Consider the following 17,784-nt stretch of genomic DNA (forward strand, 5'->3'; position numbering starts at 1 on the left):
AACGTGCGCCAAGTCGCGCGTCACATCTCCGGCAAGGCGAGAACCCACCACGTGAGGAGTGATCATGACATCGAGACCGCCGCTCCTGGCCCGCCCGACATCCACCCGCGCCGTCGCCTGGCTGATGAGCCTGCTGTTCGTCATGACCCTGTTCCAAGGCGGTGCGGCGCGGGCGGACAACCCCATCGTCCAGACCATCTACACCGCCGACCCGGCGCCCATCGTTCACAACGACCGGGTGTACCTCTACACGGGCCACGACGAGGACGGCTCGACCGGGTTCAATATGAGGGACTGGCGGGTGTTCTCGTCCTCGGACATGGTGAACTGGACCGATCACGGCTCGCCGCTGAGCCTCGCCGCCTTCAGCTGGGCCAGCGCCAACGCCTGGGCTGGCCACGTCGTGGCCAGGAACGGCCAGTTCTACTGGTACGTGCCGGTGACGAACCGGGCCACGGGGCGGATGGCCATCGGGGTGGCCGTCTCGAACAGCCCCACCGGCCCCTTCAGGGACGCCCTGGGGCATCCGCTGGTCGAGAACGGCGAGATCGATCCCGCGGTGTTCATCGACGACGACGGCCAGGCCTACCTCTACTGGGGCAATCCGAATCTCTGGTACGTGAGACTGAACTCCGACATGGTCTCCTACCTGGGCGGCCCAACCCGGATACCTCTCACCGTCGAGGGATTCGGACGCCGCACCGGGAACCCGGACCGCCCCACCCTCTATGAGGAAGGGCCGTGGGTCTACAGGCGCAACGGCCTGTTCTACATGGTGTTCGCGGCGAACTGCTGCGCGGAGTCCATCGCCTACTCCACGGCCCCCGGCCCCACTGGGCCCTGGACCTATCGGGGCACCATCATGCCCGCACAGGGCAGCAGCTTCACCAACCACCCGGGAGTCATCGACTTCCGCGGAAACTCGTATTTCTTCTACCACAACGGGGCGTTGCCCGGAGGTAGCGGCTTCACCCGCTCGGTCGCCGTGGAGAGGTTTCAGTACAACGCCGACGGCACCTTCCCGACGATCAACATGACCAGCGTCGGGGCGCCGCAGGTGGGGACGCTGAACCCGTTCGTCCGCCAGGAGGCGGAGACGAACGCCTGGGCTTCCGGGGTCGAGACGGAGCCGTCGAGCGAAGGCGGAATGAACCTCGGCTACATCGACAACGGAGACTGGATCAAGGTCAAGGGCGCCAGCTTCGCTACCGGAGCGAGCTCCTTCAGCGCCAGAGTGGCCTCCGCGGCCAGCGGCGGAACCATCGAACTACGCACGGACGGCCCAGGCGGCCCGCTGGTGGGCACCTGTGCCGTTCCCGGCACCGGCGGCTGGCAGAACTGGGTGAACATCTCCTGCCCGGTGAGCGGGGCCACCGGAACACGCGATCTCTACCTCCGGTTCAGCGGCGGAAGCGGCAGCCTCTTCAACGTGAACTGGTGGCAGTTCTCCCGTTGAGCGCTCAGTTCCCGAGGGCTCAACATCCCCGCCCCAGAGCTCCTCTTCCTCATGGCCAGGCCTGGCCGGGGCGTGGGCAGGCCTGGCGAGACGAGGTGAAGCGATGTGGTTCCGAGACCGGTCGACCGGGACAGCGCAGGTCAACGACAACGTCCAGAAGGAGGAACAATGACGTCACACCGAAATGAATCCATGGGCACAGAGCCGAAATCTCCAAGCCGGAGGTCCGTTCTGGCGACGATGAGTGCCCTACCGGTCCTCGCGGCCGCGACGCCGGCCGTCGGAGCATCCAGAGCACCATCCGCGGCGGCTGCCGATGTGATCGTCGACCCGTCGGCGGCGCGGCAGACGATTCGGGGCTTCGGTGGCATGAACCACACGGTCTGGATCAACGACCTGACACCTGCCCAGAGGGACACGGCATTCGGCAATGGCGAAGGGCAGTTGGGGCTCTCCGTGCTGAGAATCCCCGTCCACGAGGACCGGGCCAACTGGAGCCGTGAGGTGACGACGGCGAGGCGGGCGATCGAGCACGGGGCGACCGTCATCGCATCGCCGTGGAATCCCCCCGCTCAGATGGTCGAGACCTTCGTCCGCGGCAATCAGGCCGACGCGAGGCGCCTCCGATATGACATGTACGGCGCTTATGCGCAGCACCTGAACGACTTCGTCGGATTCATGAGGACCAACGGAGTGAACCTGTATGCCATCTCGGTGCAGAACGAGCCCGACTACGCGCATGACTGGACGTGGTGGACTCCGAGCGAGATGATCCGGTTCCTGCGGGAGAACGCCAACTCGATCAGTACCAAGGTCATCGCCCCGGAGTCCTTCCAGTACGTGAAGAGCTTCTCGGACCCGATCCTCAACGATTCCCAAGCGCTCGCCAACCTGGACATTCTCGGGGCGCACCTCTACGGCACGCCGTACCAGAACTTCCCCTACCCCCTCTTCAAGCAGAAGGGCGGGGGTAAAGAACTGTGGATGACCGAGGTCTACTACCCCAACAGCAGTGATTCGGCCGACCTCTGGCCCCAGGCGCTCGACGTTGGAGAACACATCCACCGGGCCATGGTGGATGCCGAGTTCCAGGCGTACGTGTGGTGGTACATCCGGCGTGGCTACGGCCCCATGCGGGAGGACGGGCAGATCAGCAAGCGCGGCGCAAGCATTGCGCACTTCTCGAAGTTCGTCCGCCCAGGGCATGTGCGGATCGACGCGACATCGAATCCCCAGTCGAACGTCTACGTCTCGGCGTACAGGGGCAGCGGCTCTCGGGTTGTCATCGTCACCATCAACAAGGGGGCCTCGCAGGTGAGTCAGCAGTTCACCCTGCGGAACAACACTTCGTCCGGCGTGACGTCCTGGTTGACGGACGCAGGCAGGAACCTCGCGTCCCAGGGCAGGATCACCATGTCGAACGGCTCCTTCACAGGGCAGCTTCCCGCTCGAAGCGTGACGACCTTCGTGACCGGGTAAAGCGAACCACCGCCATTCCCGCATCCAGGAGTATTTTGACTCCGGTCACACGCTCGGTGCCGTCGAGCAGCAACCACCAGCCGGACGCAGCGGGGGCCGTTCCGGTGGCGTGCTGGTCACCAGCACGCCACCGGAACGGCCCGACCGTAGTGGACGAGGAAAGTAGGCCTCCGTCTGGCGCGCAGCCGCTCGTCGGTCGCACATACGTCAGGTCGCCGTCGGCGGACAAGCCGTCGGCGCGGGCCTGGTCAGCGAGGTACTGCGGCCAGTGCGAGGGCAGTTCGATGTACTGTCGCGTGACTTTGGCCCGGCAGCAGACGGCGATCGCCTCGGACTTCCTGCACCGGGAACGTGCTTGCCCCAGTGCACGGCCTGTCACACGGCCACTCGTGGCGCTCGGCCTGTAGGTCTATTGGGCCGTGTGAACGCGGAGGTCGGTCTGCCCGTAGGGGCGCACGGTGATCGGTCCGAGGAGGCCGTAGGACTGGTGGCCGTTGTAGGCGGCGTTGCCGATCAGGGTGCTCAGGTGGACCTGGATAATGTTCTTTCCAGGGCGGAGGTAGCCCTGGAGGTCGATTCCGTTGGGGTCGATCTGGTCGAGGTGGGGGAGGGCGCGTCCGTTGAAGGTCACGGATGCCAGTCCTCGTATGTCGTTCAGGTCGAGGTAGGCGCCGGTTCCTCCGGTCCAGCCGGGGCCGATGTCGATCGTGGTGGTGTAGGTCGCTGTTCCGGACTTGTTGTCCAGGCCGGTGATGTGCTGCCAGTCGGGGAGCTTGCCCTGGGCGTCGGTCCTGAGGCTGATGGGGGCCAGGGCGGTTTTGTCTGTGTCGTTGGGGCTGGAGCCTGCCTGCCAGGAGGTCGCGTCGAGTGTCCAGTTGGTGGGGGTGAGGGGGCAGGGACGCGGGGGATGGCGGCCTTCGCCGTCCGGTTGCCGTCCAGCCGGGTGGTGTAGGTGCCGGGCTGAGTGTCCCGGACGACGAGGTGGCCCTGGCTGTCGTACAGGACCTGGTCGGCGGTGGTGGACGTGGCGGCCGTGCGAGGGGTGCGCGGGGTGTCGCTGTTGCCGCGGGTGACGGCGATCAGGGTGCTGTCGCCGGACTTCAGCTTCACGTTGACTGTGGTCGCGCCCTTGGCGATGGTGTGCTCGGCGATGGGGGTTACCGTTCCGGTCCAGGCGTTGTAGAGGTAGGGCTTGCCGTGGCCCTTCAGGGTGACGTCCGTGGTCACGGTGGAGCCGCCGGAGTTGAACAGGTAGTAGTAGTCGGTGTCGGCGGTGCTGCGGTGCAGCGTGACCAGCGGTGCGGGCTGGGCGAACGTCGCTGAGGATTGCACGCCTGCGCGGCGCAGGGCGGCGAGTACGTCCTTCTCTTCTGCCACCTGCCGCACCCCTCGGGTGGCGAGCAGTTGCCTGCTGACGGTCTGCAGCGCGGCGTCCTGGGCGGGGTGGTTGCCGCGTACCCGGCTGGGGATGTCGCCGACGACGATCACGGGCAGACCGGCCCTGGCCCAGCTGAGGACGCGGCGTGCGCTGGTCAGGTCCAGGGTCGGGTTGGTGTTGGCGTTGGCGGTGTTGTCCAGTACGAAGGCCTTGTAGCCAAGCCCGGAGGCGTCGAGGCGACCGTCCGTGACCCGTGCTGCCGGGTCGGTGACGAGGGTGTCGTTCATGAAGCCGTAGGTGTAGCCGGCCCTGGCCAGAGACTGGTCGGTGAAGTAGAGGCTGTTGGCACCGCCGGCGTTGTGGCCGTAGTCGTCCCGGTAGATCGCGACGTCGTTGCGCAGGCCGCCTCTGCGCAGAACGGTCTGCAGCCGGCCGACGTAGTCGTTCGTCTTCTTGTCGTCGTCGAAGGTGGGGTTCTGCGGCCCGTAGACGTCGGAGATGAGTGAGCCGAAGGGGGAGAAGCCGGGCCAGGATGATGCCGCGCCGGGTGACTGGTCGGCCCAGCCGTGCCACACGATCTGGTTCACACCGACCGAGAACTGCTGGTTCACGTGGGCGAGTAGGGTCTGGCGGGGAATGGCGGCGTTCGGCATCAGGGCGCAGCACTCGGTCGAGACGACGTTCTTGCCCGCCTGGGCGGCCGCGCCGGACAGGGAGCGCCAGACGTCCGAGCCCGTGGTGGTGATGTATCCGCCGTTGAATCCGTCGTTGAACGACAGGTCTTCGCCCTCGGGAATGTCGAGGACGGTCGCCATCTCCGCCGGGTCCAGGGAGGTCGGCCCCCAGGAGCTGTATGCCTGGCCGCGCAAGGTCAGTCCGAGACCGGCGGCCCATGTCTTGAGGGGCTTGAGGTGGTAGTCGCGGAACAGGTCCGACAAGGTCTGGTTGTAGTCTTCGCGGATGCGCTCACCCACGCCCTTGGAGAAGTCGAACGCCGGCGAACTGGTCCCGACGGCCGCCAGGTAGGGGACTAGGGAGTAGCCGCGGCGCTTGTGGAACTGCCGCAGGAAGTCAGCGGTCCAGGAACGGACCTGCTCGCCCTCGCGGTTGAGTTCGAGCGAGTCGAAGAACATGGAACCGCCGCTGTTCTTCATCGCGGCACGGAGCTGGGGGGTGAGTACCTTGCTCTCCCAGTAGTCCTTGACGGCGCTGAAGCCGGACGCCGAGAAGTGGTCGACGAGGTACGTGGTCGACGGGGTGGAGGCCAGGGCGACGGTCTGGCCGGTACCGGCCATCCAGGCGCCCACGATGACATACCGGCCGTCTTGAGGGGCCGTCCAGGAGACCTGGCCGTTGGCGACGTGGCGCGTCAGCTCCACGGCGCTGTCGGGGTCCAGGACGGGCACGGCCTCCCCCGACGCGGCGCAGTTGTCGACGCACCGGTAGGCGAGGACCGCTTGGAGGTCCCGCTCGGTCACCCCGGCAGGCAGCGCGGAGGCGGGGACGGGACCGGTGAACGTCTCACCCGGATCGAGCCACTGGCGGCCGAAGGTGATCTCCTTGGCGGACCCGGGCCCGTCAGGGGTGACGGTCTGGGTGCCTGCCGACCAGCCGGGGGTGTAGATCTGGTCCACGCGCAGGCCCGCCGCCTTGCCCGCCCGCAGCAACTCGGTCAGCGCGCGCGTCCACGCCGGAGTACCCCAGCTCATGGTCTTCGGGTCGTAGCCCGGCGCCTTCTCCAGTACCTGCGTCAGCTGGTTGGCCTCCAGGCCGCCGGCGCCCGACTCCTTCATCTGCCGCACCTGTTCCTTGATCGACTGTTCGGTCATCAGGCCGCCGGTGTCCCAGAACCGGTACAACGGTCTTTCCGCCATGCCCGGGTTCGCGAAGTTTCCGCCGTCAGCGCTGTGCCGGACGGGAGTGGGCGCCGGTTCTTGCGCCGAGTGGGCGACCGTTGGGGTACTGGCCGCGAGTGTGCCGGCCGTGAGAGCCAGGACCGCCGTGCAGGCGGCGAGTCCGGACAGAGGTGCACGTGGTGCGAGGCGGCTCAGTCTGTTGCTCATGTTCAGCCTTTGCGGAGAAGGATGCTGGTGCGGCTCTTTCGGTACAGCTCGTCGGTGAAGGGGCGGAGGCGTGACTCAGGGGCGTCCGGCACCGGCTGCGAGAAGAGGTTCCACCGCTGCACTTCATGAATTGAAACGATTCAAGTCCAGGTGTTTTGACGCTATGCTGCTCTTCGCGCACCCGTCAAGAGTCGTGCATGCCTTCCGGCTTTGGCTTTCCCGCTGCGAAGCGGCTCGCCGGCGGGCCGGTCACCTCCGGGACCGCCGGTCTGGGCGCGCCCGCCGGAGCTGGGCGGCCCCTCCGGACCGGACACGAGCGCGGCCCTGACGGAGCGTGGACCCGTCTCGATCGTCCGCGGCGCTTCGGCCCCGTATCGGCGGCGGTGGATGCACTGCGTGTGCAGCATGCCCAGGTGTGCGCGGCTGGACGACGACGCCTGGAGTGGTTTCCGGAAGGGATGAGGGTGTGTGGAGGAAAGCCGTGCGTCGCCAACGGCCGACTGCAGCAGGTCGTGAAGACGGAACACCCTCGCAAGCTGGTATGGCGATCCTGGCGTGCCCCCGGACGGCTCTGCTCGGCTATGGGCCGAGCAGATGCCGCGACAGTCGGCCTGCGCTGGTGTCTGAGCTCCCGGCGCAGGCCCGAATGCGCCCTTGTGCCCTATCGGGCACCCGGCTTTCGGGGACGCCCCAGACGGCGAAGGCGAGTACGGTCACGGCGGTTTTCTGAAAGAGCACCAGTTCGAAGAGACCGGGGATCCTGCGCGGCCAGAGGGCGAGGACGGTCCACAGCCCGGCGAAGACGACGTACTCGAACGTCCGCCACGACTCGATGACGATGCGGTCATCGGCGGCGTCGGTCATCATCACGATGCCGTTGACGAGGGCGCCGACGGTCGCGACGGCGTCGATGACCAGCAGGCCCCGGCCTATGCGGTCGGCCTTGGTGCTCGGAGCGTCGGGATGGGCGGTCGGTGCCCGATGGCGTGGTGTTCAGCATGGTGGTTCTTCCTCTCTCAGTTACGGTGCGTCCGGGCGCGGCACAGGGTGACCAGGAGTACGGCGGACGTGGCGAGGATCAGGCCGACGAACCCGGGGTGGATGTCCTTGGCCAGGCTCGGGGCGCGGTCGGCCGCACCAGCCACACCACGAGCGGGATCGCGAAGGCGGCGGCGAGGAGAGCGGCTGCCCGCTGGACCGCCCGGTCAGGTCTCGTACTGGGTGGTGGTCCGGCGGTCACAGCGCCGACCGGGCCGCCACTCACGACAAGGTCGCCGCGCTCGTTCGAATCCTCGCTTTGATCCTCGCTGGTCAAGAGGGACCGGCCGGGGCCTGGCACCTCATAGGTCCGTGACGGCGTTGTGTAGGCGCGTCGTACGTGTGTCGTCCTGGTTTGAGGTCTGGCTCACGACGTGGTCCCGGGCGAACCGGGGGGCGATCCCGTACACCTTGCGGAACGCCTTGTTGAAAGTCTGCAGGTCCCTGAACCCGACCATCGGGGCGATGGTCTTGACCGGGAGCGCCGTACGCGTCAGCAGGTGATGGGCACGGTTCATCCGGCGCTTCCTCATGTGGGCCACGACAGTGGTGCCGAGCTGGGCGCGGAAGAGCCGTGTGAGGTGGTTGTGCGATACCCCCACTTCTGTGGCGAGTGATGCGACACTGATCGGTTCGGTCAAATGTGCCTCGATGTGGGCGAGCGCGGAGCGGATGGCGGGGTGGAGGCCGGACGCCTCGTTGTAGCGAGATGCCTGACGGGCCGCCAGATAGTGAAGCAGGCTCCACAGTTCGGCCTGCGCGAGCTGAGGGAATCGGGTACGGGCCTCAAGTGCCGTCTGGAACCGTTCTTGGACACGATGCAGATCGGCTCCGCAGTCCAGCATCACGGGCAGCTCGGGCGAGTCCTCGTCCGGGAGTCCAGGCAGCCGGATGTGGGCGAAGAAGTGGCGCGACTTTCCCCGGTAGCGGTAGCGCGTGGCGACTCCCGGTGGGACGAGGCTGACAAGGCCCGGCGCGATCGCCATGGCAGCGCCGCACACCTCCAACTCGCCCACGTACCCGTAGAGGTGAAGGGACCACAGGTCGGGCAGGCACCAGTCGTCGACGGGGCTGTCCACGCCGTGCAGACCAATGCCCAGGTCCGCGATGAGGGGCGGATGTGTGAGGGGCACTTTCCAGGCGGACGCCTTCCGATCCGGCATGGGGCGACGCTACACAGCGTCGGCGAGGTCCGGCCAGAGGCATGCGAGCGAAGTTCTGATCTCGAACCGGAAGGTGAGAACAGACCAGCGAAATCAACTTCTGACCATTGGCTTTGGTGTCGGAGGCCTTCTACATTCCTCCGAAACCAACCAGGACGGCTCTCGTCGAGGTGATCTCGCCATGCCCGAAGGACCAGTCGCGACGGGCCCCTTCCAGCCCACCGTGGAATCGTTGTCGACGTTCGAGTGCCCGGACTGGTTCCGGGACGCCAAGCTGGGCATCTGGTCCCACTGGGGACCACAGTCCGTGCCGCGCTACGGCGACTGGTATGCGCGCAATATGTACATTGAGGGGTCCCCTCAGTACCGCTACCACGTCCGGACCTACGGCCACCCCTCCCAATTCGGCTACAAGGACCTGGTGGGCCTGTGGAAGGCGGAGCGGTTCGACCCCGACGAGCTGATGGACCTTTACGTCAGGGCCGGCGCCCGATACTTCGTCGCCCTGGCCTCCCACCACGACAACTTCCTCAACTACGCCTCCCGGCTGCACCGCTGGAACTCCGCTGAGGTCGGTCCCGGCAAGGACGTGGTGAAACTGTGGCGTGAGGCGGCACGGGGGCGGGGGCTGCGTTTCGGTCTGTCCGAACACCTCGGGGCCGCGTTCAGCTGGTGGTCGGTGAACAAGGGAGCGGACACCACCGGACCCCATGCCGGCGTCCCCTACGACGGCACCGACCCCGCCTTCGAAGACCTCTATCTGCGTAACCACGAACACTTCGTGCCCGGCCGACGCCCTGATCCGGTCGTCCCCTGGTACGCGGCCGACGCAGGCTGGCAGGAGCGCTGGCTGGATCTGGTCACCGAGATGATCGATCTGTACGAGCCCGACCTGCTCTACTCCGACGGAGCACCTCCCTTCGGGACGGCCGGCATGGCCCCCGGACTACGGGCGGCCGCGCACCTGTACAACAGCAGTGCGGCCCGCCACGACGGCAGCAACCAGGCGGTCTACACCCACAAGGAGCGGCACGGAGAGATTCGGCGGATCGGGGTGCTGGACGTGGAGCGCAGCCAGGAATCCTCGGTCTCCCCGGTGCCCTGGCAGACCGACACCTGCCTCGGCGGCTGGTTCTACGACGTGCGTTCCGTCTACAAGACCCCCGCCCACGTCATCGAACTCCTCGTCGACATCGTTGCCAAGAACGGCAGTCTGCTGCTGAACGTGCCCCAACTGCCGGACGGCAGCATCGACGACGAGTGCCGGCACCTGCTGAAGGAACTCGCCGTGTGGATGGACGTGTGTGGCGAGGCGGTCCACGGGACCAGGCCGTTCCAGGACGGAGCCGAAGGGCCCAGCGCCGTCGTGGTGGACGGCTTCCGCGAGGAACGTGTGGCGTGGACCGAGGCCGACTACCGCCTCACCCGGCGGGGGAACACCGTCTACGCCTTCCAGATGGCCTGGCCCGGCGACCGCCGGGCGATCGTGCGCAGTCTCGGCCCCGACACCGAGATCGCGTCCGTGCGGCTGCTGGGCGCGGGACCGGTCGACCACCACCAGGTCTACCCGGAAGGAGAACTGGTGGTGGACCTGCCCGACCGAGCCCCCACACGTTACGTCAGCTGCCTGGCCATCGAGGTGAGATGAATATGTCCACGGTCACACGAAGGAAGCTGCTGCGCGCGGGTGCCGCACTGGGAATGTCGGCAGCGGCTGCCACGGGCATGACGGCCTGCGGCGCGTCCCGCCGCAAGGGCGACCTGGTCTTCGGTTTCCACGGCGACACCGTCTCCATCGGCATATTCCGGCAGATCGTCGCCCAGTACCGCCGCAAGAACCCCGGCAGGCGGATCAGCTACACCTACGCCGACCCCTCGGGCTTCTTCCGCCGGCTACCGCTGATGTTCCGTGCCGGCACCGCGCCCGACGTGATGATCGTGGCCGAGAGCTGGGTGTCCGGGCTGAGTGAGCTGAACGCCTACGCCGACCTCTCGTCGTTCATCCGGCGCGACGGCGTCGACGAAGGGCAGTGGGTGCCCGGTGCGCTGAATCCCGCCCGGATCGGCGACAAGGTGCTGTGCCTGCCCTTGGTCGTCTACCCCAAGGGCGTCACGTACAACAAGACCCTGCTGGACAAGCTCGGTATCGGCCCGCCGCAGGACGGCTGGCGCGAGCGCGACTTCGTCGAGATGGCCACGGAGGCGACATTCGGCTACGGCAACGGCCGCACCTGGGGCATGCGCAACGGGTTCGCCGACCCGCTGATCTACGACGTTCCCACCGTCCACGGCGGTCTTCCCTTCGACCCGGTCACCAGGAAGATGACCGCCACGGACGACCGCATGGTCTCCTCGTTCCACCTCATGTACGACCTGGTCCGCACCCGGCGCGCGATGCCCGCGGCAGGACGCGGCGACTACGCGGCGGGGTTCTCCAGCGGCCTGTTCGCGATGGACACCTTCCTCGGGTACTCGCTCACCGGCCTCAACCGCGAGATCGGCGACCGGTTCGAGTGGGGGGTCGCGCCGTACCCGAAGGAGTGGAAGGGCACCTTCCAGAGCAACAACGTAGCGGTCTTCGAGGGGTCGGAGCGCAAGGAAGAGGCCTGGCACTTCGCCAGTTTCATGGCCACCGACCCCGAGGTCCAGCGTCTCCTGGGACGGCTCGGCACCCCGGCGCTGCGGACTGCCACGAAGGAGTGGCAGCGGAACCTGTCCGCCTCCGACCGGGCGCTGCCCTGGGACCGGATGATCGAGGGCATGGAGCAGCAGGTCGTGGCCTTCCAGGGTGGCTTGTTCAACAAGGTCTGGGACCTGCTGACTCAGCAGGTGGAGGCCATGGAGAGCCGGGGAGTTCCGGTCAAGGACGTACTTCAGGTGCTGCAGGAACGGGGCACGCAGATCCTGCGTGCCTGAGTGAGCGGAGACATGATCGTGACGACACGCTGGCGGAGACTGCGGCACTCGGAGTCCGCGGCTTTCTGGCTCTTCCTGACGCCCTGGCTTGTGGGCCTCCTCGGCCTCACCCTCGGGCCCATGCTGTTCTCGCTGTATGCGGCCTTCACCCGGTGGAACGGGGTCACCGCGTCGGAGTGGATCGGGTTGCAGAACTTCCGGGTGCTGTTCACCACGGACCTGGACTTCTGGCCCTCGCTCGGGCACACCTTCCTCTACGCCGGGGCCCGGGTGGTCCTCGGCACCGTGGTGGCTCTGGCCCTCGCGGCCATGGTCAACACCCGTGTCATCGGACGCACGTTCTTCCGGACGGTGTTCTTCCTGCCCGCCATCGTCACCGGCGTGCCGCTTTTCGTGGTCTGGCAGTGGATGTTCGACCCCCAGGCCGGGATCCTCAACTACCTGCTGGGCGCGGTGGGGATCGACGGCCCCGACTGGCTCTCCAGCACTACCTGGGCGATACCCGCACTGGTCTTCATGAGCCTCACCGCGACCGGGGGCGCGATGATCATTTTTCTCGCGGGGCTCCAGGACGTCCCCGTGGAACTGCGTGACGCGGCCCTCGTGGACGGCGCCGGCTGGTGGCAGCGGTTCATCCGTATCACCGTGCCGCTGCTGTCCCCGGTCATCCTGTTCAACGTGATCATGGGCCTGATCTCCTCGCTCCAGGTGTTCGCGGAGCCCTTTGTGATGACTGATGGCGGACCCGAGCACTCCACCTACTTCCTCGGCCTGTACCTCTTCAAGGAAGCGTTCTCGTACTCGAACGTCGGCTACGCCTCCGCGCTCGCCTGGGTGCAGTTCCTGATCGTCGTGGTGCTCACGGTCGCCGTGCTGCGGTTCTCCCGCCGCCACGTCCACTACCTCGGCTCCTGAAAGGCACCGGACCATGTCAGACATCCGCACATCCGCCGGGGCGCCCGCGACAGCCACCGGAACGCCGGCGAACGCGGATCCGGGCAATGACCCGGGCGCCGCCTCGGCTCGCACGCTCCGGCTGCCCCTCACCCGCGGCCGCGTAGCTCTCGTCCCGCTCTACGTCCCCCTGTGCATCGCTGCCTTCTTCTTCATCCTGCCCTTCCTGTGGATGCTCTCCGGTGCCTTCAAGGACGCCGGCGAGATCGCCGCCTACCCCCCGCGGCTGTGGCCCGAGAACATCGACGGCCGGAACTTCTCCGCCTCCGCTGCCGGGGTGTCCATGTGGCGGTACTTCGGCAACTCGCTGTTCGTGGCCGTCGTCTCCACCATCGGGACCCTGGTGTGCTCCTCCATGACCGCTTTTGCCTTCGCCCATCTGCGTTCACGTGCCCGCGGCCCGCTCTTCGCGGCGCTGCTCGCCACGATGATGCTGCCGCCGTTCATCACCCTCATCCCGTCCTACGCGATCTACCAGGAGCTCGGCTGGCTCGACAGCTATCTCCCCCTGACCGTGCCGAGCTTCCTGGGGGTGGGCTGCGCCTTCTACATCTTCCTGCTGCGACAGTTCTTCCTCGGCATCCCCAGGGAGCTCTTCGAGGCGGCCCGCATGGACGGCGCGGGCCGGCTGCGCCAGTTCGCCTTCATCGCGCTGCCCCTGTCCAGACCGGCCCTGATCACTGTCGCCCTCTTCCAGTTCGTCGCCTCCTGGAACGACTTCTTCGGACCCCTGATCTTCCTCACCGACGCCTCGAAGTTCACGCTGCCCGTGGCCATCAACTTCTTCCAGAGTCTGTACGCCGCCGACTACGGCAGGTTGCTGGCGGCCAGCTGTGTCACCGTGGCTCCGGTGATCCTGTTGTTCCTGGTCGCGCAGAAATTCTTCGTCCAGGGCGTCGCCACGACCGGCGGCAAGTCGTAGGCGGCGAAGCAGAAGTTGAGCGGCGATCGGCGGTCCGGACGCGGTGACCGCCGTCGCGGCGGCCGGGCCGTTGCCGGGTGCGTGGCGCCTGTCCTCACCACCGAAGACTGTGCCTTCGAGTCGGCCCTTTGCGCCACCCGCCGCGGTGGGCGGGCGCCCGTGAAACTGCCGGGACCGCCGTGCTGAAGGGCGCTCCTGTGGACGCGGAGCTCCTCGATCAGGCCGTCGTCCTGCCTGGTCGGGGGCCTTCATGCCCGACCTGGCAGCCCATGACGACGACGTGACGCTGTTCCTGGCCGGTCTCCCCGAGCCGGACGAGAGCACTGCGGTACCCACCGCACACGAAGCTCGAAGCGGCACATCGGAAGGTACCTGGCGCCTGATCGTCACTGTTGCGCGGGCTTGACGCTGCTGGTTGGCTCCTCCGCGCGCCCAAGGCTGATCCCGCCTGCTCCCAGGTTCCCCACATACCAGCGATTCAACACGCTCACGGGTCGGCTGCATCGGGTCTGAGCGATGGGACATCTGCTCCCGGGCGGCGCCGTCGGCCAGGTGTTTGAACTGCTGGCGGCTTCTGCCGTGTGCGGGACGACAAGGCTTCTCGCCGGGAAAAGGTGTGCGGCTCCCCGCCTCACTCGGAGGCGGGGAGCCGCGTGATGGCATGGCCGGGCCCGGTGACGGGCCGACGGTCAGGAGGGGATGATCCGCCACTGCTGTTGCTGTTGCGACATGTAGGTCCGCTGTCCGACGGCGGTGCCGTCGGCGGTGAGCGCGTCGTGGACGTTGAGGGAGAGGCCGCTGAAGCGGTTGGTGAGGAGGTAGTGGCCGTCGCCGGTGGGTGTGATGGCCCAGTGTTGCTGTGGTGCCTTGGCGTCGGTCCAGATGTCGGCGTTGCCGTCTTCGGCGCGGGAGAGGCCGGCGACCTCAAGGAGTTTGCCACTGCTGACGTTGCGGATCTTGTAGTAGCCGTCTCCGGTGCTGGTGAAGGTCCACTTCTGGTTCGCCGTGTTCTTCCAGGACCACTGGAGGACCTTGGTGCCATTGGCGGCGCCGGCGACGTCGGCGACCTTGCCGCTGTGGCGGGCGACGAGTCGGTAGGCGGTGCTGTTGCCGGGCAGGGTGGTGGACCGGAGTTTCGGTTTGGTGGTGCGACCGCCGATGCGGAGGCCGCCGATGTTGGCGTAGTCGCCGCTGGCGGCGTTGACCTGGATGCGGACGAAGCCGGCGTTCCGGGCGGGCCATTCGGTGAATTTGAGGGTGCGGTCCGCGGCCCAGGTGCCCTCCTTGACCTGGGTGAAGGTGGTGCCGTCGGTGCTGGTGGAGATGGAGTAGGAGGTGATGTCGCCGTCGGTGGAGCCGGTGCGGTTCCACTGTTTGGGCAGGTACTCCAGGCAGGACACGTTGCTCCAGACCCCGCCGAGGTCGATGGTGATCGACTGGGGCAGCGACAGACTCCACGTGGACCAGCAGGTCTCGAAGCCGCGGTCGCTGAGTCCGTCGATCGCGTTCAGTGGCCCTTCGCCGGTGTGGAAGCCGGTGGCGTAGGCGCTCACCGGGTTCACGGGACGTTCGACGCGCAGGGGCTGCGCGGGCAGGGGAGGCCGGGAGAGGTCCGGGTTCCATGCGGAGCCGACCTCGGCGAGCCGGTTGACGATGTTGGTGTCCAGCCGACCGTCGCGGTTGGGCGGGCAGTTGAGGACGAACGAGGTGTACTTCGGTTCCAGGTCGGCCAGGTGGGAGAGGATCGCCGACTTGCTCATGAGGCTCTCGGTCGGGGTGGAGGGGTGCCAGAACCAGCCGTTGCTGATGGTCTGTCCCTGCAGCGCGGCGTAGGTGTTGCCCGCGGGCGCGGTGATGCCGAGCGGCTCCTCGAAGTAGATGGCGTCGCCGAGGAAGGGCACGGACAGCGCGCCGTGGTCGACCATGACGATGTCCGGCTGGAGCGACTTCACATGCTCACGGATGCGCTGGTAGGAGACGGCCTGCTGGCCCATCTGCCACGCGTAGCCGTCCATGACGAGCATGTCGATGGTGCCGTAGTTCGTCAGCAGTTCCGTGATCTGGCCGAGGATGTAGGTGAGGTCGGCGGGTTGTATGGCCTCGTCGCTGCCGACGCCGTGGCGGGAGTCGTAGGCCTCGACGGTGTGGGTGCGGTCCCAGATGGAGAAGTAGAAGCCGATGCGGAGGCCCTTGGCCCGGAACGCGTCGACGTACTGGGCGACGATGTCGTGCTTGTACGGGCTGTGGGCGACGTTCTGCTTGTTGTACGCGGTCGGCCACAGACAGAAGCCGTCGTGGTGCTTGGTCGTGAGGACCCCGTAGCTCATCTTCGCCGCCGCGGCCGCGGCGGCCCACTGGGCGCAGTCGACGGCCGTCGGAGCGAAGAGCGCGGGGTCCTGGTGCGGTGCCGCCCACTCCTCGTCGGTGAACGTACCGAGGTTGAAGTGGTTGAACATGCCGAAACGCAGGTCGACCAGCCTGCTCAGATTGTCCTGCGCAGTGGCGGCCGCGGCGTGGCTCAGCTGCCCGATGCCCGGAATGGCGGGCAGTGTTGACGCGAGGGCGGCGCTGCCGGCAACACCCATGAACCGTCTGCGGGACAGTCGTCCTGACACTTGTCACTCCCAGTCTGTCGTGCCGCCGCGAGTGGGGCGGGGTCCCCTCCCCCCAAGAGACTCGTGAGGGGCAAGGGGCGGATGCGTCCTATGAATCTCATCGGTGTGTTGCGCCGGTCAACCCTCCTGCATGGATGAATCCTCATGAAGCTTGGGTGATTTGCTCAAGATTCGACCGCTTGTCTCGCATCCGTTTCGCTTCAGACATCACATGTCTGTTGTCCGCCCGGGGAAGGCCTGAGGTCGCGTCCACGGGCGTGGTGTACGGCGTCTCATCGCATCGGCCGGTCAATTGGGCGCTGAGTCCGGCCGGGTTGGCGACCTGGGGTTTTGCGCGCGGTCACTCTCCGCGGTGGGTGGGCCTGGTGGTCACCGCCAACGCCGCCCCGACGATGCGTGAGCCGCCTTGACGGCCGAGTTGCCGCCGGTCCGGCCGGTGTCGTCCGCAGGGCTCAACCCCGGTTCCCGCGCGGCCGGTGCCGCATCGGCGACCCGCTGGCATTGATGGGATGGATTCCCTGCCCATGAGGGCTGTTGGTTGCCTGGAAGAGGCTTGGAACTGCAGAGTTATCGCAATCTCGTCAAGAGTCTGGACACCGACCTCGACTTCGATCTATATATACATCCCATCTCTCTAGGGGTGTGGCCCATCCCTTCACGTAGGCGCAACATCGCCCGCCGTCCACCAGATCAGTGCGAGGAACAATGACGAGACTCAGAACTGCTCTCTGCTCCGCAGCCTCCGCCCTCTCGGCCCTGGCGCTGCTCAGCGCCTGTGGCGAGGGCTCCGGCTCCGGGTCCGGGTCCGCGGTGAGCGGCAATCCGCTGGTGGGCGTCGACTACCCGCGCTCCGACACCGACTTCTGGAACTCGTACATCAAGTACACACCGCAGTACGGCAAGGAACTCGGCCTGGAGCTGAAGACCACCAACTCGCAGAACGACGTCGCCAAGCTCACCGCCAACGCGCAGACGTTCATCAGCCAGGGGGTGAAGGGCGTCGCGATGGCCCCCCAGGACACTGCGGCCATCGCCCCGACCCTGGCCCAGATGGAGGCCAAGAAGATACCGGTCGTCACCGTCGACACCCGCCCCGACACCGGCAAGGTCTACATGGTCGTCCGGGCCGACAACCGCGCCTACGGCGAGAAGGCCTGCCAGTACCTCGGTACCAAGCTCGGCGGCAAGGGCAAGGTCGTCATGCTCCAGGGCGATCTCTCCTCCATCAACGGCCGTGACCGCACCGAGGCGTTCAACTCCTGCATGAAGAAGAACTACCCGGACATCAAGGTCTTCGCAGAGGCCACCAACTGGGACGGCGCCGTCGCCGCGCAGAAACTCCAGACGCGGCTGACCGCCCACCCGGACATCAAGGGCATCTACATGCAGTCCAGCTTCGCGCTGTCCGGCACCCTCCAGGTCCTCAGGCAGAAGGGCCTGCTGGTCGGGCCGGAGAACAAGAAGCACGTGTTCGTCGTCTCCAACGACGGCATTCCGGAGGAGCTCAAGGACATCGCCGCCGGGCAGATCGACGCCACCGTCTCCCAGCCCGCCGACCTCTACGCCAAGTACGCCCTGTACTACCTGAAGGCCGCGATCGACGGGAAGACGTTCAAGCCCGGCAGGACCGATCACGACAGCACCATCATCCAAGTCCGTGACGGTCTGCTGGAGGACCAGCTCTCCGCGCCGCTGGTGACCGCGGACGGCGGCACCTACGGCGGGGTTCCCAGCCTCAAGAGCGACGACAAGTCCCTGTGGGGCAACAACCTTGACTGATCCGGCACCGGTGGTGCCGGA

At 66.9% G+C, this 17,784-nt stretch carries 13 protein-coding genes; 7 read left to right on the forward strand and 6 right to left on the reverse strand.

Annotated features, from left to right (window positions below):
* Positions 1-64: 64 nt before the first annotated feature.
* Positions 65-1,456: a glycoside hydrolase family 43 protein gene (locus E0500_RS39650; protein ID WP_131570896.1), complete on the forward strand. Its 1,392-nt coding sequence runs from the start codon at positions 65-67 to the stop codon at positions 1,454-1,456.
* Between the two features lie 168 nt (positions 1,457-1,624).
* Positions 1,625-2,935, forward strand: a complete 1,311-nt coding sequence (locus tag E0500_RS39655) for a glycoside hydrolase family 30 beta sandwich domain-containing protein (RefSeq protein WP_131570898.1) — start codon at positions 1,625-1,627, stop codon at positions 2,933-2,935.
* Between the two features lie 409 nt (positions 2,936-3,344).
* Here the strand turns inward: E0500_RS39655 and E0500_RS39660 are convergent, their stop codons facing one another.
* From E0500_RS39660 to E0500_RS39675, 5 genes are all read right to left on the reverse strand, one after another.
* The gene (locus E0500_RS39660; protein WP_181587381.1) at positions 3,345-3,566 is read right to left on the reverse strand and encodes a hypothetical protein; all 222 of its coding nucleotides are present in this window, start codon (positions 3,564-3,566) and stop codon (positions 3,345-3,347) included.
* A 23-nt stretch (positions 3,567-3,589) separates the two neighbouring features.
* Complete coding sequence (locus tag E0500_RS39665) at positions 3,590-6,376, reverse strand: glycosyl hydrolase (protein ID WP_181587382.1); 2,787 nt, start codon at positions 6,374-6,376, stop codon at positions 3,590-3,592.
* A 579-nt stretch (positions 6,377-6,955) separates the two neighbouring features.
* Positions 6,956-7,243 (reverse strand): hypothetical protein, encoded by a 288-nt coding sequence (locus E0500_RS39670; protein WP_131558068.1) that lies wholly within the window; start codon positions 7,241-7,243, stop codon positions 6,956-6,958.
* Between the two features lie 149 nt (positions 7,244-7,392).
* Positions 7,393-7,521, reverse strand: a complete 129-nt coding sequence (locus E0500_RS44635; protein ID WP_258573774.1) for a hypothetical protein — start codon at positions 7,519-7,521, stop codon at positions 7,393-7,395.
* A gap of 195 nt (positions 7,522-7,716) precedes the next feature.
* A complete protein-coding gene (locus E0500_RS39675) occupies positions 7,717-8,577 on the reverse strand; it encodes an AraC family transcriptional regulator (protein WP_131558070.1) in 861 nt (286 codons plus the stop codon).
* Positions 8,578-8,758: 181 nt separating this feature from the next.
* Here E0500_RS39675 and E0500_RS39680 point away from each other — a divergent pair, with 181 nt between their 5' ends.
* From E0500_RS39680 to E0500_RS39695, 4 genes are read left to right on the forward strand one after another with little or no spacing between them, the layout of a single operon-like run.
* Positions 8,759-10,225 carry an alpha-L-fucosidase gene (locus E0500_RS39680; protein ID WP_131558072.1) on the forward strand — a complete coding sequence of 489 codons (1,467 nt, stop codon included), beginning with the start codon at positions 8,759-8,761 and terminating at the stop codon, positions 10,223-10,225.
* Positions 10,226-10,227: 2 nt separating this feature from the next.
* Positions 10,228-11,493, forward strand: a complete 1,266-nt coding sequence (locus E0500_RS39685) for an extracellular solute-binding protein (RefSeq protein WP_165934829.1) — start codon at positions 10,228-10,230, stop codon at positions 11,491-11,493.
* A gap of 12 nt (positions 11,494-11,505) precedes the next feature.
* Positions 11,506-12,408, forward strand: coding sequence for a carbohydrate ABC transporter permease (locus E0500_RS39690; protein ID WP_131558076.1), 903 nt, complete (start codon positions 11,506-11,508; stop codon positions 12,406-12,408).
* A 13-nt stretch (positions 12,409-12,421) separates the two neighbouring features.
* Positions 12,422-13,369 carry a carbohydrate ABC transporter permease gene (locus E0500_RS39695; RefSeq protein WP_131558077.1) on the forward strand — a complete coding sequence of 316 codons (948 nt, stop codon included), beginning with the start codon at positions 12,422-12,424 and terminating at the stop codon, positions 13,367-13,369.
* A gap of 689 nt (positions 13,370-14,058) precedes the next feature.
* On the opposite strand, the gene E0500_RS39700 is transcribed toward E0500_RS39695, so the two are convergent.
* Positions 14,059-15,954, reverse strand: a complete 1,896-nt coding sequence (locus E0500_RS39700) for an RICIN domain-containing protein (RefSeq protein ID WP_131558240.1) — start codon at positions 15,952-15,954, stop codon at positions 14,059-14,061.
* A 735-nt stretch (positions 15,955-16,689) separates the two neighbouring features.
* Here E0500_RS39700 and E0500_RS39705 point away from each other — a divergent pair.
* Positions 16,690-17,763, forward strand: coding sequence for a sugar ABC transporter substrate-binding protein (locus E0500_RS39705; protein WP_131558079.1), 1,074 nt, complete (start codon positions 16,690-16,692; stop codon positions 17,761-17,763).
* Positions 17,764-17,784 lie beyond the last annotated feature (21 nt).

The organism is Streptomyces sp. KM273126, from assembly GCF_004337435.2.
Classification (GTDB): Bacteria; Actinomycetota; Actinomycetes; order Streptomycetales; family Streptomycetaceae; genus Streptomyces; species Streptomyces acidicola.